Source organism: Haloarcula sebkhae (genome assembly GCF_014647415.1).
GTDB classification, from domain to species: Archaea; Halobacteriota; Halobacteria; order Halobacteriales; family Haloarculaceae; genus Haloarcula; species Haloarcula sebkhae.
In genome coordinates this window covers 96,077-118,833 of the sequence record NZ_BMPD01000001.1, presented here as the reverse complement: position 1 = coordinate 118,833, position 22,757 = coordinate 96,077, and the positions used below count along the sequence as shown (strand labels likewise).

At 65.7% G+C, this 22,757-nt stretch carries 19 protein-coding genes; 8 read left to right on the top strand and 11 right to left on the bottom strand.

The features are described from left to right. Positions 1 to 54: 54 nt before the first annotated feature. The 7 genes from IEY38_RS00635 to IEY38_RS00605 form a co-directional block, all read right to left on the bottom strand. A complete protein-coding gene (locus IEY38_RS00635) occupies positions 55 to 423 on the bottom strand; it encodes a DUF7312 domain-containing protein (RefSeq protein WP_188974527.1) in 369 nt (122 codons plus the stop codon). A gap of 45 nt (positions 424 to 468) precedes the next feature. Then, a complete protein-coding gene (metG, locus tag IEY38_RS00630) occupies positions 469 to 2,619 on the bottom strand; it encodes a methionine--tRNA ligase (protein ID WP_188974526.1) in 2,151 nt (716 codons plus the stop codon). A 64-nt stretch (positions 2,620 to 2,683) separates the two neighbouring features. Beyond that, positions 2,684 to 3,268, bottom strand: coding sequence for a YqaA family protein (locus IEY38_RS00625; protein WP_188974525.1), 585 nt, complete (start codon positions 3,266 to 3,268; stop codon positions 2,684 to 2,686). Positions 3,269 to 3,358: 90 nt separating this feature from the next. After that, a complete protein-coding gene (mfnA, locus tag IEY38_RS00620; protein ID WP_188974524.1) occupies positions 3,359 to 4,411 on the bottom strand; it encodes a tyrosine decarboxylase MfnA in 1,053 nt (350 codons plus the stop codon). Positions 4,412 to 4,553: 142 nt separating this feature from the next. Next, entirely contained in the window at positions 4,554 to 5,456 is a 903-nt protein-coding gene (locus IEY38_RS00615; protein ID WP_188974523.1) for an RAD55 family ATPase, read from the bottom strand. A 56-nt stretch (positions 5,457 to 5,512) separates the two neighbouring features. Further along, on the bottom strand, positions 5,513 to 7,822 hold the full coding sequence (gene ppsA / locus IEY38_RS00610) for a phosphoenolpyruvate synthase (protein WP_188974522.1): 2,310 nt from the start codon (positions 7,820 to 7,822) through the stop codon (positions 5,513 to 5,515). A gap of 121 nt (positions 7,823 to 7,943) precedes the next feature. After that, the gene (locus tag IEY38_RS00605) at positions 7,944 to 8,855 is read right to left on the bottom strand and encodes a PhzF family phenazine biosynthesis protein (RefSeq protein WP_188974521.1); all 912 of its coding nucleotides are present in this window, start codon (positions 8,853 to 8,855) and stop codon (positions 7,944 to 7,946) included. 144 nt (positions 8,856 to 8,999) lie between these two features. Between IEY38_RS00605 and IEY38_RS00600 the strand changes: the two genes are divergently transcribed. Next, complete coding sequence (locus tag IEY38_RS00600; protein WP_188974520.1) at positions 9,000 to 9,749, top strand: 4-phosphopantoate--beta-alanine ligase; 750 nt, start codon at positions 9,000 to 9,002, stop codon at positions 9,747 to 9,749. Next, positions 9,746 to 12,298, top strand: a complete 2,553-nt coding sequence (locus IEY38_RS00595) for an AAA family ATPase (protein WP_188974519.1) — start codon at positions 9,746 to 9,748, stop codon at positions 12,296 to 12,298. The genes IEY38_RS00600 and IEY38_RS00595 overlap by 4 nt, the downstream gene beginning before the upstream one ends. 7 nt (positions 12,299 to 12,305) lie before the next feature. On the opposite strand, the gene hutH is transcribed toward IEY38_RS00595, so the two are convergent. The 4 genes from hutH to hutU are packed head-to-tail and all read right to left on the bottom strand — an operon-like array spanning position 12,306 to position 17,876. Further along, positions 12,306 to 13,952, bottom strand: coding sequence for a histidine ammonia-lyase (gene hutH / locus IEY38_RS00590; RefSeq protein ID WP_188974518.1), 1,647 nt, complete (start codon positions 13,950 to 13,952; stop codon positions 12,306 to 12,308). After that, positions 13,949 to 15,211, bottom strand: coding sequence for an imidazolonepropionase (gene hutI, locus IEY38_RS00585; RefSeq protein WP_188974517.1), 1,263 nt, complete (start codon positions 15,209 to 15,211; stop codon positions 13,949 to 13,951). Before hutI ends, hutH begins: the two co-directional genes overlap by 4 nt. After that, positions 15,208 to 16,131: a formimidoylglutamase gene (hutG, locus tag IEY38_RS00580; RefSeq protein ID WP_188974516.1), complete on the bottom strand. Its 924-nt coding sequence runs from the start codon at positions 16,129 to 16,131 to the stop codon at positions 15,208 to 15,210. Before hutG ends, hutI begins: the two co-directional genes overlap by 4 nt. Next, positions 16,128 to 17,876 (bottom strand): urocanate hydratase, encoded by a 1,749-nt coding sequence (gene hutU, locus IEY38_RS00575; RefSeq protein WP_188974515.1) that lies wholly within the window; start codon positions 17,874 to 17,876, stop codon positions 16,128 to 16,130. Before hutU ends, hutG begins: the two co-directional genes overlap by 4 nt. A gap of 81 nt (positions 17,877 to 17,957) precedes the next feature. Between hutU and IEY38_RS00570 the strand changes: the two genes are divergently transcribed. From IEY38_RS00570 to IEY38_RS00545, 6 genes are all read left to right on the top strand, one after another. Beyond that, complete coding sequence (locus IEY38_RS00570) at positions 17,958 to 18,602, top strand: helix-turn-helix domain-containing protein (protein ID WP_188974514.1); 645 nt, start codon at positions 17,958 to 17,960, stop codon at positions 18,600 to 18,602. Positions 18,603 to 18,834: 232 nt separating this feature from the next. Next, positions 18,835 to 19,293, top strand: coding sequence for a hypothetical protein (locus tag IEY38_RS00565; RefSeq protein WP_188974513.1), 459 nt, complete (start codon positions 18,835 to 18,837; stop codon positions 19,291 to 19,293). Between the two features lie 77 nt (positions 19,294 to 19,370). Further along, the gene (locus tag IEY38_RS00560; protein ID WP_188974512.1) at positions 19,371 to 20,159 is read left to right on the top strand and encodes a hypothetical protein; all 789 of its coding nucleotides are present in this window, start codon (positions 19,371 to 19,373) and stop codon (positions 20,157 to 20,159) included. 90 nt (positions 20,160 to 20,249) lie between these two features. Beyond that, the gene (locus tag IEY38_RS00555) at positions 20,250 to 21,182 is read left to right on the top strand and encodes a sulfide-dependent adenosine diphosphate thiazole synthase (protein WP_005537851.1); all 933 of its coding nucleotides are present in this window, start codon (positions 20,250 to 20,252) and stop codon (positions 21,180 to 21,182) included. 133 nt (positions 21,183 to 21,315) lie between these two features. Further along, a complete protein-coding gene (locus IEY38_RS00550) occupies positions 21,316 to 21,804 on the top strand; it encodes an HTH domain-containing protein (protein WP_188974511.1) in 489 nt (162 codons plus the stop codon). A gap of 181 nt (positions 21,805 to 21,985) precedes the next feature. Further along, complete coding sequence (locus tag IEY38_RS00545) at positions 21,986 to 22,747, top strand: DUF7001 family protein (protein WP_188974510.1); 762 nt, start codon at positions 21,986 to 21,988, stop codon at positions 22,745 to 22,747. Positions 22,748 to 22,757 lie beyond the last annotated feature (10 nt).

Here is a 22,757-nt window from a genome sequence, read left to right as displayed (position 1 = left end):
AGCAGGATTAAGTGTCGGGGTAGAGAGCGCGACTCCGGAATCGCCGGTACAGTCTCACACGTCGCTCGTCCGGACGAAGAACCCATACAGCACAGCGGCTCCGAGTGCAACGGACAGAACCACGCCACCGAGGACGGACGGCGTGTACATCTCCGCTCCGAGAAACATCCGTCCGAGCGCGAGAATTGCGATACAGACCCCCAACGCGACGAAAACGACATTCTCAGGCTTCGGTGCGTCGGGTGCCACTTCAAGATTCGGGGCAAAAGAGCCGGCGACTGCGCCCTCTTCGTCGTCGGGCGCGTCGCCGTCAGGACCTTCCTCGACCTGAATCACGTCGGCGTCCGTCGCCAGCTCGTACTCTTCGGTGAACGTATCACCCGTAGCGGCCGCATCGTCTCGTGCGGCCCCGTCGTCATCCATGGTCTGCGATACGGGCCGTGACTACAAAAGCGCTGGCGACTGCGGTTACTTGATGCGGGTCCCCAGCGGCGCGTCCTCGTGCGTCGTCAGCAGGTCCGCCTCCTCGCCGGCGGCCAGCACCATCCCGTTGGATTCGATGCCGAACAGTTCGGCTTTCTCCATGTTCGCAAGCAGGATGACACGCGTCCCGGGGAGGTCCTCAGCGTCGTGGAGCTGTCGGAGGCCAGCGACGACTTGCCGGACCTCGTGGCCGATGTCGACCTCTAGGCGAAGGAGCTTGTCCGCGCCCTCGACCGGCTCGGCGCTCCGGATCTCGCCGACGCGCATGTCGACGCCCTCGAAGTCCTCGAAGCTGATGCGGTCCTCGACAAGAGGCTGGAGGTCGGCGGTCTCCGCGTCGTCGTCCCCTTCGTCTTCGGCGGCTTCGCCGCCTCCGTTCGAGGCTTCTGCCGAAGCCTCGCTGGCCTCCTCGACCCGTTCCTGCAGTTCCTCGTTCAGCGCCTCGATGTGGTCGTCCTCAACCTGCTCGAACAGTTCCGCGGGGTCGTCGAACTCGGCCGGCGGCGCTTCGAGCGCGCTGTCGAGGGTCACGTCGGCGACGGAACCTTGTTCGCCCAGTTGGCCCCAGAGACGCTCGGCCTTGCCCGGCAGCACAGGCTGCATCAGCACCGCGACGGCCTTCGTTAGCTGGACGCAGTCGCGGATGACCTGCTCGGCTTCTTCGGGGTCGTCGTCGACGAGGTTCCACGGCTCGTTGCGCTGGATGTACTCGTTGCCGTAGTTCGAGAGCTTGATGGCGATTTCGGCCAGTTCGCGGATGTCGTACTCCCGGACGGCGGCCTCGAAGTTCTCAATCGCGTCCTCGATTCGCTCGCGCACGTCGTCGCTGACCGTGGCGTCGGGCGTCCCGTCGTAGTTCCGCTCGGCGAACAGCAGCGACCGGTAGATGAAGTTGCCGACGTTGCCGACGAGTTCACCGTTGACTCGCTCCTGGAAGTGGTCCCACGAGAAGTCCACGTCGGTGTCGATCTGTGCGCCGGTCGCGATGTAGTACCGGAACAGGTCGGGGTGGAAGCCGGCGTCGAGGTACTCGTCGGCCCAGACGGCGCGGTTCCGCGAGGTCGAGAGCGCATTGCCGTCGATGCCGACGAACCCGGTCGCCAGAATGGACCGGGGCTCGTTGTAGCCCGCGCCGCGAAGCATGGCGGGCCAGAACACCGCGTGGTGCTGGATGATGTCACGGCCGATGACGTGGATGATCTCGCCGTTCTCGTCGGACCACTCGTCGTCCCACGCGGTGCCGTGGCGCTCCTCGCCGTCGACCTTCCAGACCTGCTCCCAGTCGTACTCGTCGTCGCCGACGCGCTCTGCGTACTGCTTCGTCGAGGCGACGTACTCGATGGGCGCGTCGACCCAGACGTACAGCACCAGTTCGTCGCCCCCGTCGACATCCTCCGGGTAGTCCACGCCCCAGTCCATGTCCCGTGTGATACAGAGGTCCTGCAGTTCGCCCTCGATCCACTCGCGGGGCTGGTTCTTGGCGTTGTCGGTGCCTTCCAGACGGTCGAGGAATCCCTGAAGGTATTCCTGGAAGTCAGCAAGCCGGAGGAACTTGTGCTCGCGGGTGCGGTACTCCGCGGGGTTCCCGGTCAGCGTTGACACCGGGTCCTCGATTTCGCCGGGTTCGAGGTGGCGCTGGCATCCCTCGTCACACTCGTCGCCGCGGGCCTGCTCACCGCAGTAGGGACAGGTCCCCTCGACGTAGCGGTCGGGGAGAGGCTGGTCCTCCTCGGTGTCCCAGGCGACCTCGATCTCCTTCTCGTGGACGTGGTCGTTTTCGACCCACGAGCGGACGAACTCCTGCGTGAGTTCGACGTTGGTCTCGTCGTCGGTGTGTCCGTAGTTGTCGAACTCGATGTTGAACTGCGGGAACGTCTCGGCGTAGGTCTCGTGGAAGTCCAGCGCGAACTCCCGCGGTGCGACACCCTCTTCGGCGGCGTTGACCGCTACCGGCGTACCGTGCATATCTGATCCCGAAACGAACGCCGTCTGCTGGCCGATCCGCCGGAGGGCTCGTGACAGTGCGTCCCCGTCGACGTACGTCCGGAGGTGGCCGACGTGCAAGTCACCGTTCGCGTAGGGCAACCCGCAGGTCACGACCGCCGGCTGGTCCGTCGGAAACTCGTCGTGGCTCATACCTGTTCGTGTGCCACCGACGGGTCAAAAGGGGGTTGGTTTCGGCGTGGGAGCGACGCTCCGGTCACAGCAACGCGAGCGTGCCGCTGGCAAGCCCGAGTGTCACGACGAGTCGCCCAGCACTGCCGAAGAACGTCGCCGCGCCGAACCGATAGTAGTCGCGTTCGAGGACGGTGAACGCGTAGATAGAGATCGTATCGGGGAAGAACGGAACACAGAGTGCGAGCGCCAGTCCAACGTAACCGTACTTCCGTGCAAGCTGTACCGTCTTTCTTTCAGACCACTCGACGAGATTGAACCGTGAGCGCTTGATCCAGCGCACGAGTGGGCCGTACTCCTTTGCCTCCTGCCCGATATGGAAGGCGACGAGACTGCCGAAGGCCTTCCCAAGGCCACTGACGAGGATAATCGCCACCAGATTCCCGTTCGTGGAGAGTCCAAGCCGAAGGGTTTCGGCCGGAACTAGGACGACCTCGCTCGGGAGCGGGAGAATGAACGCGATCAGGAACGAGTACACCGCGATGATACCCAGTCCGGTCGGACCGGTGGCCGTACAGACGGCTTCTTCTAGCGGCGACAGTGGGGTGCCGGCGGTCGTACAGTCGCCGATGAAGGCAATGAACGATGCGGTCGGTACTACCAAGTCCACGCCTCTCTGTAGCAAACAGGGACTTCTAAACCTTCGTATGTCCTCTCGGGAGCGCTCAATACCGGTACGTTTGACACCAGAGACCGAGATTCAGTACCAGTCGAGATCCGCGACGAACGACCGCAGCATTGACCGCGTGACGTGGGGCATACACACGACACGCATTTCGCCGGCCCCGGTCTTCGAGACTCGCCAGCCCCGGTCCCGGAGTTCGTCTGTCATCGGCATCGAGAGGTCGGCCGCGACAAGCGGGAGTTCGGGGCCGACAACGTCGTGGCCTCGCGCAGATAGCTGGTCGGCCAGCCAGTCGGCGTTGGCCATCGACGTTTCGTACTGCTGCTCGTAGCCCGTCGGCCACAGCGACTCCATCGCCGCGACGGCGGAGGCCACGCCAGCGCCCGACCGGGTGCCCGTCAGCGTAAGCTGGTCCGTCGATTCCAGATACGGCGTTTCGACGGCGAGTTCGTCGAGCAGCGACCGGTCGCGAGCCAGCAATCCACCGGCGGGGACCGCCGCTTGCCCGACCTTGTGGGGGTCGATCGTCATCGTGTCGATGTCCGCGTGGCTGAAGTGCCAGTCGTGGTCGGTGAACGGAAGGTAGAAGCCGCCCCAGGCGGCGTCGACGTGACAGAGGGCATCGACCGTCTCGGCGAGGTCGGCGATGGCCGGAATCGGGTCGACGTAGCCGTACTCGGTCGAGCCGGCGACGCCGACGACACAAACCGTGTCCTCGTCGACGAGTTCCGCCATCGCCGCCATGTCGGCGCGGTAGTCCGTCGCCGGCGCGGTCCGCAGTTCCACGCCGAGCACGTCGGCGGCTTTGGTAAACGAAAAATGCGCGTGGACGGGCGCGACCACGTTCGGGTCGTCCGTATCGGCGCGGTTGCGGGCGATGCGTATCGCCTGGAGGTTGGCCTCTGTCCCGCCCGAGGCGACGTAGCCCGCGGGGTCCGAGAGCCCGGTGATCTCACCGAGATAGTCGACGGCCTCGCGTTCCAGATCGGCGATGGTCTCGTACGTGCCCGGGTCGCCGGGGTTCGTCGCGAGGAAGCGTTCTGCCGCTTCGCGTGCCGACGGATGCGGCACGGTACACATCGACGAGAGGACGCGATCGAAATCCTGTGGCTCTGCCCGCTGGAGCATCTATCGGGTGTATAGCGGGGGAGTGGTTTAGCCGTTGTGCTCGTCCGTGTCGTTGTCTGCTGTTTATTCCTCCTGATGGCAGCACGCTGGTCAGGCGGGACGGCCACCCGGACTCGGTGCGGGAGCGCGCTTTACCGTCGAGTTACCAGTTCGACGGCCCGATCTTCTTTGTCGCTTTCGCGCGAAAGCCCGTGGGACCGATCAGCGACTCGAAGACGGTCTGGCGCTCCGTATCGAGCGCGCCGCCGAAGGAGCCGACCCGCATCGTCCGATACGTCTCGAACCCCTTGTCGTTGGAGTAGAAGTAGACGCTGCCGTGCAACAGCCCGTGGATGAGTTCGTCCGACCGCACGTCGCCGGCGGGTCGGTCAAGCTTGACAAAGGCCACGTTCCCCCAGTTGACGACTGCCTCACGGAGCCCCATCAGGAACGCAATCTCGTGGTTCTGGGGCAGCCCGAACTCCGTCGCCCGTTCGAGGTCGGTCAGCGAGTCGATGACGATGAGCGTCTCCGCGGCGTCGCTCACCCGGTCGCTGATGTCGGACAACAGTTTCTCGAACGTTTCCTCGGCGGGCTCTCGTTCCGACGGCTCCGCGTCGGGCTGTTCGATTTCGGTGTCGCTCCGTCGGGCATCGAACAGCGACTCTGGGACCGGCAACAACTCCATGAACCGCTGGGAAAAGTCGGCGACAGTCATGTGCTCCGTGAGCGTCTCGAACTGGTAGCCGTCGAGTACGGCGTCGAGTTCGCTGTAGACGTGTTCCCGGTCGTGCGAGAGCGTGATGTAGGTCACTGACTCCGGAATCGCCTCGCTGCGCCGGGCGATACCGTTGGGGACCATCTCGGGGCGGTGTTTCGCGAGCATCAGTGTCGCGAGGCTGGTGTAGGTGAAGGCGTCGCCCCCCGCGTCGGAGGCCCCGGCCAGCAGGACCGTGCTCCCGGTCGGAATCCCGCGGACCTGTCCATCCAGCCCGGGGATGCCGAAGGGGATGTAGGACACACCGGAACTGATACTCTTGGCTTCCGGTGTCGATTCGGGTGCCATACCGCAACGAAGCGAACGGCGCAAAAAAACCTGCTGGCTATGCCGGGCTGTCGTCCCTAGCGGACCGATTCCAGCAGTAGCCGCTGTTCGACGCGCTTGACCTCGTGTTGCACGTCACGCACGGCGTCGATGTTCGGCGAGATGGAGGTGACTCCCTCGTCGACGAGGAAGTCCACCATCTGTGGCTTCGAGGCCGCTTGGCCGCAGATGCTCGTGGCGACGTCGTGCTCGCGGCAGGTCCCGATGACCTGACGCATGAGTTCAAGCACGGCCGGGTGGAGTTCGTCGAAGCGGTCGGCGACGTTGCCGTTGTTGCGGTCGACGGCCAGCGTGTACTGGGTGAGATCGTTCGTCCCGAAGGAGACGAAGTCGATGCCGGCCTCGCAGATGTCTTCGATGGACAGCGCGCTTGCCGGCGTCTCGATCATGACGCCCCAGTCGCGCTTCTCGGGGTCGATGCCGACCTCCTGCATCAGCGCCTTCGCCCGCAGGATGTCCTCGGCGTCGGTGACAAGCGGGAGCATCAGCTCGACGTTGTCGTAGCCGAGGTCATACAGGCGCTCGAAGGCCCGGAGTTCGAGTTTGAATTCGCCGGGGCGGTCGAGCGACCGTCGGATGCCCCGATACCCCAGCATCGGATTGTGCTCGCTGGGCTCGTCTTCGCCGCCCTGCAGCTGGCGGAACTCGTCGGAGGGGGCATCGAGCGTACGGACGCGGACCGGACGCGGGTAGAACGCCTCGGCGACCGAGCGGACGCCCTCAACGATTTCGTCGACGTACGCGCGCTCGCCGTGGTCTTCGACGTAGCGCGAGGGCGTCTTGTCCGTCGAGAGAATCATGTGCTCGATTCGCAGCAGGCCGACGCCGTCGGCCCCCGTCGCGGCGGCGCGCTCGGCGGCTTCCGGAATGGAGACGTTGACTTTGACCTCCGTTCCGGTCATCGGCTTGACGGCCGAGTGTGCCTCGACCGGCCCAGCGTCTTCCTGATCGTCAGATGTCTCCGGGACCTTGGCCCCTTTCTCGACTGTGCCCTTGTCGCCGTCGAGCGTGACCGTTTCGCCGTCCCGGAGCTTCTGTGTCGCGTCCTCAGCCCCGACAACGGCCGGGACGCCCAGCTCTCGGGAGACAATAGCGGCGTGGCTGGTCATCCCACCTTCGTCGGTGATGATCCCGTTTGCGCGTTTCATCGCCGGTACCATGTCCGGCGTCGTCATCTCGGCGACGATGATGTCGCCGTCCTCGACCTTGTCGAGGTTGTCGAGCTTGTCGACGATGCGGACGATGCCAGTGACCCGGCCCGGCGCGGAGCCGATTCCGGAGAGCCGAACTCCCTCCGACTGGCTCTCCATCGCCCCGCCGTCGGCGACACCCGACTTCGCCCCCGGCGGCTGACTCTCGGCTTCGTTGGCCGAGCCGGCGCTCCCTTCGGGGTCGTCAATGGTGGTAATCGGGCGGGACTGGAGCAGATACACCTCACCTTCGTAGACCGCCCACTCCACGTCCTGTGGGGTGTCGTAGTGGTCCTCGACGCGCTCGCCGACTTCCAGGAGTCGGTGAATCTCCTCGTCGGAGAGGACGCGCTCGTTGCGCTTCTCCTCGGGGACGGAGCGTTCGATAGTCTCCCCGTCCTCACCCCGAACGCACATCACCTTCTTGTCGGCGACGGTCACCTCGTCGATGGTCCCCGTCTCGCGGTCGATACTGTAGTTGTCGGGCGAGACTGCGCCGGAGACGACCGCTTCACCCAGTCCCCAGGCAGCCTCGATGATAGCCGTCGGCCCACCGGTCGAGGGATGGCTGGTGAACATGACGCCGGACTTCTCCGCGTCGACCATCTGCTGGACGACGACAGCGATGTCCACGGCGTCGTGTGCGAAGTCGTTCTCGTTGCGGTAGTAGATGGCGCGCTGGGTGAACAGCGACGCCCAGCATTCCTTGACCCGCTGCAGGAGGTCCGCACGCGAGACGTTCAGGTACGTGTCCTGTTGGCCGGCGAAGGAGGCGTCCGGGAGGTCTTCGGCAGTCGCTGAGGACCGCACCGCCACGTCTTCGTCCCCCATCTCGTCGTAGGCGGCCAGCAGGTCCTCGCGGACCGACGGCGGGGTGTCGGTTTCCAGGATCAACTCCTGAGCGCGTTCGGCCGCCTCGGCCAGCGCCTGCGAGTCGTCGCTGTCGACATCGACGGCCTCGAACAGCGGCTCGTCGATTCCAGTTGCTTCGATGAACGACCGATACGTGTCGGCGGTAACGACGAACGCCGACGGAACGGGCAGGCCCGCTCCGGTCAGTTCTCCGAGAGACGCCGCCTTGCCGCCGACCCGCGCCAGGTCGTCGGCACCGATTTCATCGAGCCACAGTGTTGGCATGGACTCACTCGTATCATCTTCAACGACAATTAAGGAAGTTCCGGTTACAGCCAGTGAGGCGACCGCTCTTCACTCGATTTCGAGTGAATCAGGCAGCCACGCCGCCGGTACGGTTCTGCGGTCACGCCTCGATGATATCGTCGTCGTCGACGACGGGGACAGTCATTGTGCCGTCCAGTGCAGTGACAGCGCGCCCGCCGACCCACACCTCTGTCCCGTCGGTATCGACCGACACCGTGCCGGGGCGGTCACGGAAATGCCCGCCCTCGGCGATGATCTGCTCGATGGTGTCATCGAGCGCCCCGTAGCGGCGGACGAACGCCGCGCAGGCCCCCGACGCCGCCGCGGTTACTGGTTCCTCAGTTCGGCTCCCGGCCCGGAACGCTCGTCCGTGGAACGTCGACCGGCGCGTCGCGTCGGCACCGACCGTATCGAACGTGAACGGATACACGCCGGCCGCGTCCACGCGGCCACAGAGCGAGTCGACGGCAGCCACGTCAACGCTGAGATTGCTCAGATGCTCGAAGTAGTTGACCGGAACCATGAGCCACGGCTCGCCCGCGTCGGCCGTCACGAGCGGCAGGTCGGCACCCACGTCTTTGAGCGTGGCCTCGTCGAGTCCGAGCGCGTCTGCGACATCGGTGTAGGGGATGTCTACCTCGGTGATGTCGGCCTGGCCCTGTTCGACCCAGACCATCCCGTTCTGTTTCGTCTCGACAGCGACTTCGCCGGCGGCGGTGGCGACTGTCCACTCGCCGTCGCCGATTTCGCCACGCTCGGAGAGCGCTGCATGAGCCGCAACTGTGGCTGTCTCCGCCTGTGTTAATTCCTCGGTCGGCGAGAAACAGCGAAGCCGGCGGTCGGCGTCTTCCGCCGGCAGGACAAACGCCGTTTCGAGGGCCCCAAGTTCGCTGGCGACGGCCTGCATCTGGTCGTCGGTCAGTCCGTCGGCTTCCGGAACGACGCCGGTCGGTGTGCCCGCCGTTGGCTCCGCGGCGAACGCGTCGACAAGCAACGCCTGTCGGGTATCCATGGCACGGAGTTGTGCTGACCCGCAGATAATCTTTTCCGGAGGTAGCTGGAGTCGGCCGGCGGCCGGTTCCGTCGAAGCACGCGACGTCGGCCGAGACGCGCCCCTGACGGACGACTTTAGTACAGGGAGGTATCACTGGAACGTATGAGTGAGGACGTCGATCTCCCTGAGAGCCACCCCCGCTACGAGTCGCTTTTGACCCGCCACCGTATCGAAGCGGGCGTCGACCGTGGAATCACCTCCCGGCAGGGCCTCATCGCCCAGGGCCGTGGCGAGGCCTTCGACTACCTGCTGGGTGAGCGCACTATCGACAGCGCCGACGACGCCGAACGCGCCGCCGCGGCACACCTCCTGTCCGCAGACCACGCCGTCGTCTCGGTCAACGGCAACGCTGCCGCCCTCGTCCCCGGCGAACTCGTCGAACTCGCCGAGGTGACCGGCGCAGACCTCGAGGTGAACCTGTTCAACCGGACCGAGGAGCGCATCGAGGCTATCGCCGAGTACCTCCGCGAGCACGGCGCGACAGACGTGAAGGGGCTGACCGCCGACGGGCGCATTCCCGGACTCGACCACGAGCGCGCGAAGGTTGACGCCGATGGCATCGGCGCGGCGGACGTGGTGCTGGTCCCGCTGGAAGACGGTGACCGTGCCGAGGCGCTGGGCGAGATGGGCAAGACGGAACTCGTCATCGACCTCAACCCTCGAAGCCGCTCGGCGGAAGTGGCGACGGTCCCCATCGTCGACAACATCATCCGCGCGATCCCGAACATTACCGAGCACGCCCGCAACCTCCGTGGCGACCCGGACGCCCAGCAGGACGCCATCGACGCGTTCGACGCCGACAGCGCCCTGACCGCTGCCGAGCAGACGATTCGGGAGGGCGACCTCGAATGAGTCTGCCACCGTACATCTACGCCGACCGTCGGGTACCAGAGGAGGAGACCGTCAGAGAGACGCTCGACCAGCGGACGATGACCGCTTTCGGGGACGCCGAACAGCTGGAACGCCTCCACCGGGTGTTCTATCCGGTGTTCAAAGTCGACTACGAGTACGAGACCGGCAAGGGGAAGCTGCTCGGGACGACGACGAAGTCCGAAACGGCGTTTCTCGACGGCCTCTGGGCGGACAACGACCGGGCTGTCTCGCAGTACGTCGACGACACCGACGCGGTGGTCCGCCGAGCGACCAGCGACTACGACCTCGGCCGCAGCGACCCGGCGCTTGGCCGCTCTGTCCTGCTGCAGTTTCAAGTTACTGACGACGACGCCCGAGCGTTACTGCCCCAGCGTGTCGCGGAGTACCGCGACCAACAACAGAACGCCGCCTCCGGCACGGCCAACGTATTCCTCCGGAAACTGCGCGAATCCTACGGGCTCCCCGGGGATTTCGACCCCGACGGATTCGACAGCGTGACTGGCGTCGACCGCCTGTATCTCCCCTTCTGGCTTGCCGAGTACCACTCACCCGACAGCACGGACGTGAAGCTCGTCACCTTCCGGGACCCCGATGCCCCGACCGAGGAGCTACAGCGCCACGGCTGGCTCGCGGAGTTTTTGAGCGCCGAACCCCGCCGGCTGGCCGAGTACGGCTACGAAGTCAATCCGGACCGGCTCGAACGGAACATTCGGGAGCGAATCGACCAGTCCGACGAATCAAGTTCGACCGGGACGAGCGGCAATACCGACTCGAACAGTACCGACGGCGCGCCCTCGATAAACCGCGAGCAGCCCTCGGACGACGGGACGGTGGTCCAGCCCGACGGCGTCGACATGGAAGCCGACGGGCTGGTCGACCCGAACCCGTCCCGGAGCTTCGCCGATGTGGGCGGGATGGCCGAGCTACTGGAGACGCTCAACCACAAGGTCGTCCGTCCGCTGCAGGACCCGAGCGCCTTCGAGGAGTACGGCATCGGCGTCGTCAACGGTGTCCTGTTGCACGGCCCGCCCGGCTGTGGGAAAACCCACGTCGCCGGCGCGCTCGCAGGCGAGGTCGACCACGCCTTCATCGAGGTCACGCCCGCCGACGTGACGAGCAAGTACATGGGCGAACCCGCACAGAAGGTCGAGGAGCTGTTCCAGATCGCCCGTGCGAACGCCCCATGTATCCTTTTCATCGACGAGATCGACGGCATCGCCGGCGCACGCGACGGCGACAGCAACATGAACAGCAGCGAGCAGCAACTGGTCAATCAATTGCTCACCGAACTTGAGGGGATCGCAGACGAGGACGTGGTGGTGCTGGGCGCGACGAACCTCGTCGAGGACGTGGACGACGCCATCCGACGCTCGGGTCGGTTCGACGAGCGGGTGGAGGTCCCCCCGCCGGACCCGCAAGCTCGAAAGCAGATTCTGGAGATTCACCTCGCCGGCCGACCGACGGCCGCCGACATCGACCTCGACCCAGTCGTCGAGGAGACGGCCGGCTTCGCGGCCAGCGACATTGAACTCATCGCCGAGGACGCCGCCCGAAAGGCGCTACGGGCGGACGCCCCGATCGGGACGGACCATCTTATGCAGGCCGCCACAGAGACCGACATCAGCATTCCGGACTGGGTCGACCCCGAGATGGTCGCCGAAAACGGCGTCGTCCAGCCCGACGGCGTCGACCTGCAGGCCAGTTCGCTGGTCGAGACTGATCCGGGACGGGACTTCGGCGACGTGGGCGGGATGGGCGAACTGAAGGACCGACTCGAAGATACAGTCCTCGATCCGCTTCAGAACGCCGACGCCTACGCCGAGTACGGGATCGACGTGCTCTCAGGACTGTTGCTGTACGGCCCTCCCGGCTGTGGGAAGACCCACCTCGCCGGCGCGCTCGCGGGCGAGCTCGAACATAGCTTCGTCGAAATCAGCCCCGCGGACGTGACGAGTAAGTGGATGGGTGAGCCGGCCCGCAACGTCGCCGAGGTGTTCGAGGTGGCCCGCGCGAACTCCCCTTGTGTGCTGTTCATCGACGAGATCGACGGCATCGCCGGCTCGCGGCGCGGCTCGATGAACACGAGCGAGCAACAGCTGGTCAATCAACTGCTCACCGAACTCGAAGGCGCGGCGGCTGAAGACATTGTCGTGGTCGCAGCGACGAACTTCGTCGAGGATATCGACGCGGCGCTGCGGCGCTCGGGCCGGTTCGACGAGCGTGTGGAGGTCCCCCCGCCGGATGCCGAGGCTCGAAGGCAGATCCTCGAAATCCACCTGCAAGGCCGGCCCGTTGCCGGCGACATCGACTGGGACGCCATCGTCGGCCCGACCGCGGGGTACGCCGCCAGTGATCTCGAACTCGTCGCCGAGGACGCGGCGCGCCACGCCCTGCGAGACGGCTCGGAGATAACGCAGGCGCACCTCGAAACCGCTGTCCGGGAGACCCATTCGAGCATCGCCGACTGGGACGACCGGGAGCGCTATCAGGGAGCAAAGGGGACCGCTGACCTCGGGCTCGGGTCCTGAGGACGGCTCACTCTAGCTCTTCGTCGAGGGCCGCAGCAACCCGCTCGGTGAAGGCCGGTGACTCGACGAGCGCGCTCGCGGCCTCGATGTCTTCGTGGACCGGGCGGTCCGCCGTCAGCCTCGGGACTACTGCACGGACGGCGTCGTAGGCTTCGGCGGACCCGACACCCAGTTCGAGGCCGTTGTCGACGAAGTCGGCGGCCTGCGCCCCACAGCATAGCTCGACACCGAGGATCGCAGCGGTGTTTCGCGCCGTTTTCCGGGCCAGATACGCCGACTGCGCGCTCATGCTGACGTGGTCCTCCTGATTCCCGCTGACGGGGGTGTTGTCCATCGACGGCCGACCGAAGGACCGACATTCGTTCAACAGCGCCGCGGCAGTGTACTGGGCGATCATGTAGCCCGAACGGACGCCGCTCTGTTCGGTGAGAAACGGCGGGAGGTGTGGCTCCTGCAGATTGGGGTTGAGCATCCGGTCGGTCCGGCGCTCCGAGATGGCCGCGAGTTCGGTGAGCGCGTTCGTCAGATAGTCGAGACGCATGGCGAGCACCGCGCCGTGGAAGTTCCCGCCGGACAGCACGCCCGCGCTGTCGGAGCCGGAGGCCCGATCGTCGACGCTCACAGCGCTTGCCTCGCTCGCTTCACGTCGGTCGCTCCTGCTCGCTCGGCCCGAGGATTCACTGCGCTCGTCTTCGCGGGGGAACACCAGCGGATTGTCCGTCGCGCTGTTAAGCTCGACCTCGACAGCCTCCCGGAGGTGGCCGACGGCGTCACGGACCGCACCATGGACCTGCGGCAGACAGCGCATCGCATAGGCGTCTTGCACGCGGTCGCAGTTTCGGTGTGACTCGACCACGTCGGAGTTGGCCGTCAGCCGCCGGACGTTTCGCGCACTCGCGGCCTGGCCAGCGTGGGGCCGGACGGCAGTGATAGCTTCGTGGGACGGCACTGTCGAGGAGAGGGTCACCTCCGTCGTGAGCGCGCCGGCGATGTCGGCGGCAGTGACCAGTCGTTCAGCGTCGTCGAGGAGGAGCGCGGCGACGCCGACGGTCAGTTGCGTCCCGTTGATGAGCGCCAGCCCCTCCTTGGCCCGGAGCGTCACCGGTTCGAGGTCGGCCGCGTCAAGCGCCTCGTCGCCGGGGAGTCGGTCCCCCTCAATCTCGGCTTCCCCCTCGCTGATGAGCACCAGCGACATGTGTGCGAGTGGTGCGAGGTCACCGCTCGCACCGAGGCTGCCCCGCGATGGAACGACCGGGTGGACACCCGCGTCGAGCATTGCAACCAGCAGATCGACGACGGATTCCCGGATGCCCGAATACCCCTTCGCCAGCGTGTTCGCCCGCGTGACCATCATCGCTCGGACCTCCTCGGTAGTCAATTCCCGGCCGACCGCGGCGGCGTGGCTCCGCAGGAGGTTCCGCTGGAGGCCATCGAGCTCCTCGCGCGGGATGCGCTCGTCGACGAGGTCGCCGAAGCCGGTGGTGACACCGTACACCGCCTCGCCGCTGTCCAGCACGCTCTCGACGCGCTCGCGGGACTCGCGGATTCGCTCGCGGGCGGTCTCGGCAACGGTGACGGGTGCGCCGTTCCGGGCGACGGCGACCACGTCGGCAGGCGTGAGCGACTCGCCGTCGAGGACAACGTCGGCGGTCATGGTTGCGCCTCCCGGTGGTATGACTCATGTGTTGGGGTGCTGACGACCGAGCCGCCTTTCAGGACGGTGTCGACGACATTGGTCCCGTACTGGTATGGAATGTGGACGTGACTCGGCGCGGCAAGGACGACGAGGTCACCGGGAGCCCCCTCGCGGAGCGTTCCGAGTGTATCAGTCCTGTTCAGTGCAAGTGCGGCGTGTTTCGTTCCAGCGATTAGCGCTTCGGCCGGCGTCAGTCCCATCTCGACGCAGGCCAGCGACAGCGCAAAGCCCATGCTGTGGCTGTGGCAGTTCGGATTGAAATCCGTCGCCACCGCGACGGGCGCACCCCGGTCGCGGAACGCCGTCGCGTCCGCGTACGTTGCGCCCAGACCGAACGCCGTTCCGGGGAGCAACACCGGCGTCACGTCGGCTTCGACCAGCGCGTCGATGTCGTCGTCGGTCGCGTGCAGGAGGTGATCGGCACTGGCCGCGCCCACGTCCGCCGCCAACTGCGTCCCGCCGATGTGCGCCAGTTCTTCGGCATGGACCTTCGGCGTCAGGCCGGCGGCTATGCCCGATTCGAGGACGTGACGGGACTGCGCGACTGAGAAGACCCCCTCCTCGCAGAACACGTCGCAGAACTCAGCAATGCCCTGTGACTCGACCGCTGGAATCTGCTCGTCGACGACCGCCGCGGTGTAGTCGTCGGCGTCCCACCCCTCGGGGACCGCGTGTGCACCCATGAATGTCGGGACCACGTCGACGGGATGGACGGCATCGGCGCTGTCGATAACCCGGAGCATCCGTAGCTCTGTCTCCGTGTCGAGCCCGTATCCGGACTTCACCTCGACTGTCGTCGTCCCGTGAGCGAGCATGGTGTCGAGATTGGCCAGCAGGTTCGACAGCAGCGTTTCCTCGTCAGCGTCCCTGACCGCTCGGACCGTTCGGAGGATGCCGCCGCCTTCGGCGAGGATATCCTGATAGGACTTCCCGCGCAGTTTGGCAGCGAACTCGTCAGAGCGGTCACCGGCGAACAGCGCATGGGTGTGTGGGTCGACAAAGCCCGGAACGACGGCCTGACCGCTGGCATTGACAGCGTGCCGGGCGTTCTCCGGCGGGTACTCAGCGGTCACCTCTGCCGTCGGACCGACAGCCGCGACCGTGCCGTCAACGATGGCGATTGCGCCATCCTCGTAGGTCTCCAGACCGCGGCCGTCCGCCGCCGGGCCCGCGACGAGTTCGTCCGCGCCGTAGACCACGGCGTCGGGGGTTGTCATCGGTCACCTCCCAGGCCGCTGAAGAAGTGCGCGATGGCGCGGGCCCCGGCGCGGGCAGTCCGGTTCCCGGTGTCCAGCGGCGGCGCGCACTCGACCACTTCGAACCCGGCGATGCGGTCGTCGGACGCCACGCGACCCAGCATCCGGAACAGTTCTCGTGTCGAGAGGCCGCCCGGTGTCGGCGCACTCACACCCGGTGCGGTCGCGGCGTCGAGCACGTCGAGGTCCAGACTGACATAGACGGCGTCTACGTCGCCCAGTGCGGCGAGAGCGTCGTCAGCCGCGCCAATGGGGTCGCCGGCAACCGACTCCGGCGGCAAGACTGTCCCGCCCTGCTCGGCGAGGTAGTCGTGGTACGCTGTCGAGGTTTCGAAGTGACGCGCGCCGACGACGGCCAGCGTGTCGAGGCCCGCATCGTGGAGCTGACGGTACGGCGTCCCGCTCGTCGGTTCGTCCTGCACGGCGCGGCAATCGAGATGGGCGTCGAAGCTGATCGCGCCGACAGTGCCATCAGCCACCAGCGGCGCGGCGTTCGGGAACGTCAGCGAGTTGTCGCCACCGAGAAACACTGGCACCGCGCTCGTTGCGTGGACCCGGTCCGTTACCGAACGGACGGTACGCTGGACCTGTTCGACGTTGCCGGCCGGGACCTCAATGTTACCGAGGTCGGCGACTGCGTGGACCGGCCCACGTTCGATATGATGTGTCTTCGTTCCGCCGAGTTCGCGCCGGAGGGCCGACGGGCCGGCACGCGCCCCCGGCCGTCCGATGACGGCCCCATCGTACGGTTCGCCCACCAACACAGCGTCGTACTCGCCAGCGGTCGCGAGCGTGGCCGTCTCGACGATGTCACCGAACTGCTCGTCGTTTGGGTCGCCGGACGGGCCGATCCACGGCGACGGGTCTGTTAGGTCGGTCATCGGTCGCGGTCGCGGTCGCGCATCGGGACCGCCACGTCGTTCTCGTCGGCGATATCCTGTGCGATCTCGTAGCCCGCATCGGCGTGGCGAATAACACCCATCCCGGGGTCGGTCGTGAACACGCGGCGGGCCTTCTCGGCTGCGAGATCAGACCCGTCGAGGACGACGTGGTTGTTCGTGTGGAGAGAGTTGCCGATGCCGACGCCGCCGCCGTCGTGGACGCTGACGATATCCGCGCCAGCCGCACAGTTCAGCAGGGCGTTCAAAATCGGCCAGTCGGCGACTGCGTCGGTCCCGTCCTTCATCGCCTCGGTTTCGCGGTTCGGCGAGGCCACGCTCCCGGCGTCCAGATGATCGCGCGTGACGACGACCGGCGCGGAAATCTCGCCGTCGGCGACGAGTTCGTTGATACGGAGCGCGAGGCGGGCGCGCTCGGTCAGTCCGTCCTCGGTCGCGTACCCCAGCCAGCACACTCGCGAGGGAAGCCCCTGAAAGGACACCTGCTCTTGGGCGAGGTCGATCCAGCGATGGAGGTCGTCTTTCCCCGGGAACAACTCCTTGACTGCGTCGTCAGTCCGATGGATGTCCGCGGGGTCGCCCGAGAGCGCGGCCCAGCGGAACGGCCCCTTGCCTTCACAGAACAGCGGGCGGATGTACGCGGGAACGAATCCCGGGAAATCGAACGCGCTGTCGAGGTCGCGCTGGTCCTCGACCTGCCCGCGGATGTTGTTGCCGTACTCGAAGGCGATGGCACCCCTGTCCTGCAGTTCCAGAATGCCTTCGACGTGTCGTTCCATCGTATCGAGGCTCTCCGCGACGTACGTTTCGGGGTCGCGCTCGCGGAGCCGGTCGGCTTCCTCGACGGTGTAGCCAGCGGGGTAGTACCCTTCCAGTTCGTCGTGTGCGCTTGTCTGGTCAGTCACTATATCGGGGACGAACCCCATCTCACGCATCTCCGCAAGCATATCCGCGGCGTTCATGTGGACACCGATGCTGTAGGGCTCACCGTTCGCCGCGGCCTCCTGTGTGCGCTCGATAGCCGTTGGGAGGTCGTCGGTCTTCTCCTGACAATACCCCGTCTCGATGCGCCGGTCGATACGGTCCTCGTCGACTTCGGCCGCGATACAGACGCCGTGGTTCATCGTCACCGCGAGCGGTTGCGCACCGCCCATTCCCCCGAGGCCGCCGGTGACGACAATCTTCCCGCGGAGGCCGTCGTTGTCCGGGTAGTGTTCCCGAGCGAGCGCGGCCAGCGTCTCGTAGGTTCCCTGAATGATGCCCTGCGTGCCGATGTAGGCCCACGAACCGGCGGTCATCTGGCCGTACATGATCTGCCCCTTCGCTTCGAGTTCGTGGAAGTGCTCCCAGGTGTCCCACTTACCGACGAGATTCGAGTTCGCGATGAGGACGCGGGGGGCCTTTTCGTGGGTTTCGAACCGACCGACCGGCTTGCCGCTCTGCACGAGGAGGGTTTCGGTGTCCCCGAGTCCGCGGAGTTCGTCGACGATGGCGTCATAAGCGTCCCACGACCGAGCCGCACGCCCGGTTCCGCCGTACACGACCAGTTCCTCCGGATTCTCGGCGACTTCAGGGTCGAGGTTGTTGTTCAGCATCCGCAGCGCGGCCTCCTGTCGCCACCCTTCACACTCGATATCGGTGCCGGTGGGCGCACCCTGGTACTCGCGCCACTGTTCCGAGGGAGTCCCGATGTCGTGGTCGGTGTCCGGGGAAGACTGCTGTGCCATACCCTCCTATTCGTGCCCTAGCGTGATAGCGGAGACCCTCCGTTCGGAACTGTTTTTATACGCATATGTGTATTAGTTGCTATGTACGAGGCGGTGTTCCGGGTGGCCGGTGATGGGACCTACGAGACGGCGACAGACGGGACCGGCACGCGAATCGAACTGTGGTGTACCGACCATAGCGACCTCCTCCACGTCCGCGGTGGGGATGTCGGGCCGGTCGTCGAACAGGTCCGCGAGACTGTTGGTATCGCCGAGCGCCTCGAAACGGACGATGGGCAGGTTCTGGTCACAGAGGCGTGTCTGAAGGTCCATCTAGCGGACACCGTCGAGCGCTATCTGGCCGACGAGGGGTGTCTGCTCGTGCCGCCGCTTCGGTACGCGGAGGGGCACAAACTCGTCCGGGCGCTGGGGCTTAGTTCCGACGCGCTATCGGCAGTGTACCGATCGTTAGTGTCGGCGTTCGAGGTCACTGTCGAGTCGAAACGTGAGGTCGGGGCAGTGACGCCCGACGCGCCGCTGGTGACCGCTGGCGACGTGGTACCGTCTCTTTCGCCACGCCAGCGCGAGGTGTTCCTGACGGCGTACGAGCACGGGTACTACGAACTGCCGCGCGAGACGACAACGGCGGCTATCGCGGACCGTGTTGGGGTCCAGCGCCGAACCGCGGAAGACCATCTGCGGCGCGCTGAAAAGAAACTAGCCGACGCGCTGGTGGCGTACCTGTAGCTGCGGGGGTTGCGACCAGTACGCTGACGCTAACAGCACCCAGTTCGGGGCTGGTGTCGATGCCCACAGTCCGGACACGTCGCGCTGAACGCCGGTGCGTCATACTCGAACCCGGTGTCACACTGCTGGCAGACGAGTAGCTGTGTCATGGCAGTGATGCAGGTCTGCACCCATATCAGTCTCCCGCCGCCGCTGGCGGGGCGCACTTCCGTGTTCGGGCTAAGGGCCGGGTATGGACCTCGACCGCTTTACCGAGGACACACCGGCCGACGACGCACCCGGTGGGGCCCGGGTGTGTGTTGTCGCCGCACAGACAGAGACGTTCGAACGCTGTCGACAGGGCTTCTATCCGTCACCAGAGTCCTACGACCGAACGACAGAGTCGTTCGACTACATGGCGTTCTACCGGACTGCGCCGGTCTCGGCGGTCACGCACTACGCCCCGGTGACCGATCGAACGGATCAGACCCGTGGCGGCCCGGGACCGATGGACGCGGACGACTGGGGAGCCCTCATTGACTCGTTCTCGGAGACGGACAACGTCGTGGTGTTCGAACTAGACGACCTCGTGCCGCTCAACGCCCCTGTCGAGAATGACCAGCACGGCCTCCAAGGCGCGTGGTACTGCACTATCGACGATCTTCGGGCCGCCGATACGCTCTCGACACTGGCCGCTACCGCGACTACCTGAGCAGGGGCCGGTAGCCCACGCAACGCCCCGGTATCAGTGGCGAGGGTTCAAACGGGAAGCGCCCTTACGAAGGGCGAATGCTCATCTACCCATCGGTCCGGGATCACGGTGTTTCACTGTGCGAGCGGGCCGGCTACGATGTGGCGGTACGTGACGATAGCGGCCGACCGCCCGCGCTCGCGACGCCGAACAACGACGCGGTCGGTCTCGTGGATGCGACAGATCCGCGGCCGATCGCTGTCGAACCACTGACCGAAGCTAACGTCGGCCCTGATGGACTCATTCCCCGGTTTGTCGATGCGGTTCGGGAGGGGCGGGACTGTCTGTTCGTGGTCCCGTCGACAGAGGCGATGGGAACAACACTGACCCAGATGGTCGCCACCGTTCTGGGTGAGCCCACCTGTCTGGCCGCCGACGGCCCCGACGGACGGCAGTTCTACAACGGCCCCGACCGCGTCCCGCTCTCTGATGGCACATACGCCTGTGCGCGAGCACCGGCCGATGACCTCCAGTGGCGCGAGGTCAAAGTCGATCAAGGACGACCCAGACTCGAACTCGGTGTCGGAACGGAAGTGGTCGCCGTTCTCAAACACGTCGATTCGCTCGCCGATGCCGGCCGCCACGCTTTCCAGCACGCCTATCGCCGGGCAGACAACGGGCAGTTCGAGGTGACAGCGGGCGGCGACGTAGTCGAGCGATTCCCCGGGCCGACGGCGATGCGGCGCGGCGGCTACCCACCCGTGCCGATGCCGCTGGTCCCTGAGCACCTGTTTCCCGAGGACGCGGCCCACTCGCGGTGGGCTGTCTGCCAACCCGATGGCGGCACGGACGTACTGACCGCTGATGGACTGAGCGCCTGGGCCTGACGGCGGCTATTTTTCCCTGATGCTGTGTGAACAGCGACCGATAGCTGCATCAGAACGACTATGTATCACCAATGAATATCACTAGGTGGTATGAGCGATTCCGATTCATTCGAACAGTTCAGCGACGTCGGCGAGGCGGAAGTCACACGCGCAATCGGGCAGGAATGGACCGAGGAGTTCATGGACTTCTCGGACTCCGACGTCATCATCGTCGGTGGCGGCCCGTCGGGACTGATGGCTGCGAAGGAACTCGCTGAGCGCGGCGTGCAGGTGATGGTCGTCGAGAAGAACAACTACCTCGGCGGCGGCTTCTGGCTCGGCGGCTTCCTGATGAACAAGGTCACTGTCCGGGACCCTGCCCAGCAGGTGCTCGACGAACTCGAAGTCGACCACAAGCAGTCCAAGGACAGCGAGGGTCTCTACGTCGCCAACGGCCCGGAAGCCTGTTCCGGCCTCATCAAGGCCGCCTGCGACGCCGGCGCGAAGATGCAGAACATGACGGAGTTCACCGACATCGTCATCCGCGAGGATCACCGTGTCGGCGGTATCGTGATGAACTGGACGCCGGTCCATGCGCTACCCCGCGAAATCACCTGCGTCGACCCGATTGCCGTCGAGGCCGACCTCGTCATCGACGCGACGGGCCACGACGCGATGGCGGTCAAGAAACTCGACGAGCGCGGCGTCCTCAACGCACCGGGCCTTGAAGACGAAGCCAGCGGCATGGACCAGACCGACGACGACACCTACGGCGCGCCCGGCCACGACTCGCCCGGCCACGACTCGATGTGGGTCGGCGAGAGCGAGGACGCTGTCGTCGAACACACCGGTCTTGCCCACGACGGCCTCGTCGTTACTGGCATGGCCACCGCGACCACCTACGGCCTCCCGCGCATGGGGCCGACGTTCGGTGCCATGCTCGTCTCCGGCAAGCGCGCCGCGCAGGTCGCGCTTGATGAACTTGAAGTCGACGCCGAGCCGGTCGACGTTACGAGTCGCGACGCAACCCCTGCTGACGACTGAAATCCTCCCTACGTCCCGCTGGTTTTTTAAGCGTCTGTCTTTTTCGGAGTGAGTTACTCATTCAGGCCATAATATCGCACTAATACAAACAATTATGCAAGCGTGCGACAACTATGTTAGTGATTATCAACCAATGCCCGAAGAGATGCAGCGGAGCGACAACCACGGGTCTGACGAGCCAGTCGGCGGCGAGATCGCGGTCCACCTCTGGAGTCGACGGCCGGTTTGTGGTCCCCGAACGACAGCTATCGACCGGTTCACAGAACTCGCCGCAACGGGAGTTGTCGATGATTTCGATATCCAGACGTGGCCCGAGGAAATTCCCGTGTCCCAGCGGAGCGAACACGGCGAGGTGCTGGAGACTGTCGACCGGTACGAACAATGGGCGACCGAACGGGGACTGAGTCTTCGACCACCCTTTGAGACGCGGACCTCGTCGCTACTCGTCGGCGGCAGTACGGAGGTGCTGCGACTCCCGATGATAGCCGTCGCCGTTTACGCGGACGACGATCTCGTGGGGGTCTACCCGTGTACTGACGGAGAGACGACGTGGTCCGTCACCGATTGCATCGACGCGCTCACCGCGGACCCGACGGCGCTCCCGCACGAACCGAAGCAGTGACGCTCGACTGGAACGGCTCAGTCTGTCCGGTGGCGGCCCTGTCCAGCACTGCGATCGGTGTCCGTCTCTCGCCTGAAACACCACACTGACTCGCTCACTCTGACTCTCTATTTTGCATCTCAATGCGCAGTGATCCCCGAGGCACAAACGGTATTACCAACCGATACCACTGGCAAATAAAATGGAGTCCGTCACGCTATACCGCGCCCCGACGACGGTCGCCGACGCCGACGCCATCGCCGGCTGGCTCGACGCACGGATCGAGGCCACTGTCTCCGTCCGGGACCGGTTTCTCTCGCTGCACGGTGACTCGGACTTGGCGGAATCGTTCGCGGAGGCGCGGGTACTCTCGCCGTACGACCGCAAGACCGGGAACACGATGCTGGGTATCGTCCGGTACGAGGAGCGAGCGCTGGAGTCCCCCGAACGGGCCGGCGGCGTCATCTACGACGGGCTGGCGGTCCAGCGGGCGCTCCACGAACGAATTCCCGAGTCCGAGCGGTCACTCGACCACCTCCACGTCCCGCTGCTGGACCGCGTCGTCGGGACCTGGGGCGACCACGACGGCCGCTGGCACAAGCGCGTGCACGTCCTCGGCCAGCCCGCGGTCGTCTCGGTGCCGGGGCTCTACGAAGCCCCCGCAAAGCCCGAGCAGTACTACAAGGAACAGCAGAAACACGCCCTGCTCTCCGGTGGCACACCGCCTCGGGAGGTACTCGAAAACGAAGTCGAGGGCGAGTTCCTCGTCGAGGACGACCCGCGGACGACCGACGCGCTCAAGGGGTACGTCCTGCAGGCCTGCCACTACCTCGACACTGGCGAGGCGTTCTGTGACGAGGAAACATGCCGGCTCCACAACTCCCACCGCCAGCCCGACGTCGTCGCCGCACAGCTACGGGAGCCACAGTTCTGTCCGGAGCACGCCGAGCGGTATCGGCCATAGCGATTCGGCC

Bases quoted from the DNA above. Each gene is read 5' to 3' on its own strand.
- IEY38_RS00635 (WP_188974527.1), bottom strand. From the start codon at position 423: ATGGATGACGACGGGGCCGCACGAGACGATGCGGCCGCTACGGGTGAT.
- metG (WP_188974526.1), bottom strand. From the start codon at position 2,619: ATGAGCCACGACGAGTTTCCGACGGACCAGCCGGCGGTCGTGACCTGC.
- mfnA (WP_188974524.1), bottom strand. From the start codon at position 4,411: ATGCTCCAGCGGGCAGAGCCACAGGATTTCGATCGCGTCCTCTCGTCG.
- IEY38_RS00615 (WP_188974523.1), bottom strand. From the start codon at position 5,456: ATGGCACCCGAATCGACACCGGAAGCCAAGAGTATCAGTTCCGGTGTG.
- ppsA (WP_188974522.1), bottom strand. From the start codon at position 7,822: ATGCCAACACTGTGGCTCGATGAAATCGGTGCCGACGACCTGGCGCGG.
- IEY38_RS00605 (WP_188974521.1), bottom strand. From the start codon at position 8,855: ATGGATACCCGACAGGCGTTGCTTGTCGACGCGTTCGCCGCGGAGCCA.
- IEY38_RS00600 (WP_188974520.1), top strand. From the start codon at position 9,000: ATGAGTGAGGACGTCGATCTCCCTGAGAGCCACCCCCGCTACGAGTCG.
- IEY38_RS00595 (WP_188974519.1), top strand. From the start codon at position 9,746: ATGAGTCTGCCACCGTACATCTACGCCGACCGTCGGGTACCAGAGGAG.
- hutH (WP_188974518.1), bottom strand. From the start codon at position 13,952: ATGACCGCCGACGTTGTCCTCGACGGCGAGTCGCTCACGCCTGCCGAC.
- hutI (WP_188974517.1), bottom strand. From the start codon at position 15,211: ATGACAACCCCCGACGCCGTGGTCTACGGCGCGGACGAACTCGTCGCG.
- hutG (WP_188974516.1), bottom strand. From the start codon at position 16,131: ATGACCGACCTAACAGACCCGTCGCCGTGGATCGGCCCGTCCGGCGAC.
- hutU (WP_188974515.1), bottom strand. From the start codon at position 17,876: ATGGCACAGCAGTCTTCCCCGGACACCGACCACGACATCGGGACTCCC.
- IEY38_RS00570 (WP_188974514.1), top strand. From the start codon at position 17,958: ATGTACGAGGCGGTGTTCCGGGTGGCCGGTGATGGGACCTACGAGACG.
- IEY38_RS00565 (WP_188974513.1), top strand. From the start codon at position 18,835: ATGGACCTCGACCGCTTTACCGAGGACACACCGGCCGACGACGCACCC.
- IEY38_RS00560 (WP_188974512.1), top strand. From the start codon at position 19,371: ATGCTCATCTACCCATCGGTCCGGGATCACGGTGTTTCACTGTGCGAG.
- IEY38_RS00555 (WP_005537851.1), top strand. From the start codon at position 20,250: ATGAGCGATTCCGATTCATTCGAACAGTTCAGCGACGTCGGCGAGGCG.
- IEY38_RS00550 (WP_188974511.1), top strand. From the start codon at position 21,316: ATGCCCGAAGAGATGCAGCGGAGCGACAACCACGGGTCTGACGAGCCA.
- IEY38_RS00545 (WP_188974510.1), top strand. From the start codon at position 21,986: ATGGAGTCCGTCACGCTATACCGCGCCCCGACGACGGTCGCCGACGCC.